Source organism: Stieleria sp. (assembly GCF_041595215.1).
GTDB classification, from domain to species: domain Bacteria; phylum Planctomycetota; class Planctomycetia; order Pirellulales; family Pirellulaceae; genus Stieleria; species Stieleria magnilauensis.
This window is the reverse complement of the sequence record NZ_JBFHKV010001422.1, coordinates 1-1,752: the sequence shown is the minus strand read 5'-3', so window position 1 is coordinate 1,752 and position 1,752 is coordinate 1. Positions and strand designations below refer to the sequence as shown.

Annotated in this window: 1 protein-coding gene; it reads left to right on the top strand. The window is 58.2% G+C overall.

Annotated elements, in window-relative coordinates:
• Positions 1-396: 396 nt before the first annotated feature.
• A partial coding sequence (locus ABX749_RS31790; RefSeq protein WP_372899574.1) for a sulfatase occupies positions 397-1,752 on the top strand: 1,356 nt, incomplete at its 3' end.

Sequence of the window (1,752 nt, the reverse complement as noted above, 5' to 3'; positions counted from 1 at the left end):
GACCGACGCCGAAGGCCCTCAAAAAGTGACCGTCCTGATCACCACCGCCGGCGATCAATCCGTCACCGCCAAAGCCATCCTGACCGCCGACATTCGCGAGCAGTGATCCGTGGTTTAGTTCCAATCGGGGTGCTTTTTGTTAGCGGCAGACCGCGAGCCCAATGCCGGTAAATCGACAAGATTTTGACCACGGCACAGCCCGAAGGCTTGCGTTAAACGGCCGATCATCCATTGACATCAGCCCGTTCGCGCCAGCGCACGGGCGCCCATCGATGTCGATTGAGCGGTACTGGACGGGCGCCTTACTGCTAAACAATGCTCCATAGCGACCACGTCCGGGGCCGGCAGACTATCTTGGACACTTCTGTCCTTCCGCCCTGGCCCCGATACGATTCCATGCCTCAACGTCTTGTCCGCCTTCGGTTCGTCTGCCTCGCGCTGTTTTTGTTTCCGATCGGACCACTCTCGTGGCGTCTCTTCCCCCAAGACGCTGTCGCCGCGGGGCCTCCCAACATCGTGTTTGTCCTGTGTGACGACCATCGATATGACTGCTTGGGCGTTGCCGGCCATCCGTTCATCGAAACGCCGCACATTGATGCGATCGCGTCGGCCGGTGCAATGTTCACCAATGCCTACGTCACGACGTCGCTTTGCTCGCCCAGTCGCGCGTCGATCTTGACCGGACAATACGCGCACAACCACCGCGTCGTGGACAACTATCACCCGGTCGATTCGAGCCTGGTGTTCTTTCCCCAACAGCTTCAAAAAGCCGGCTACCAAACCGCCTTTATCGGCAAATGGCACATGGGCGGAGACATCGATGACCCGCAGCGTGGGTTTGACCACTGGGTCGCGTTCAAGGGGCAAGGCACCTATTGGCCCGATGGTCACGGCACGACTCGTGAAGTTCCCCAAACGACCTACGACGGTTTCAACGTCAATGGAAAACGCGCGGCACAAAAGGGCTACATCACCGACGAGTTGACCGACTATGCCATCGACTGGCTCGAGCAGAGGCAATCCGAACAACCCTTCTTCTTGTACGTCAGCCACAAGGGCGTTCACGCAGACTTCGTGCCCGCGGATCGACATCGGGGACGCTATGACGACGAAGCGTTGCCGATCCGCATTCCGACTCCCGAGCAGATGGCCAGCGGAAAGCTACCGATGTGGGTCCGCAATCAACGCAACAGTCGGCACGGGGTCGATTTCGGATACAACATGGCCGATTTCTCACCGACGATCTATTACCGCCGCTACTGTGAATCGATCCTTGCCGTGGATGACAGTGTCGGTCGCCTGGACCAGTACCTGCAACAATCCGGTCTCAGTGACAACACCGTGTTCGTCTACATGGGCGACAACGGATTTCAATTCGGCGATCACGGGCTGATCGACAAACGCGTCGCTTACGAAGCAAGCGCCAAGGTCCCGTTGTTGATGAAAGCGCCCGGCCGAATCCCGCCGGGCCAAACCTACACCGATCTGATCGGCAATATCGACATCGCGCCGACGTTGCTGGAAGCCGCCGGTGCAGAGCCTCCCGCGGCGCTCGATGGTATCAGCCTGTGGAAGTCGATTTGCGGCACGTCGACCGACGACGTGACTCGAAAACATCTGTTGTACGAGTATTACTGGGAACGCAACTATCCCCACACGCCGACCTTGCACGCCGTGATCGGTGGACGCTGGAAATATATTCGCTGCCATGGACTTTGGGATCGCGATGAGTTTTACGACTTGCAAAATGAT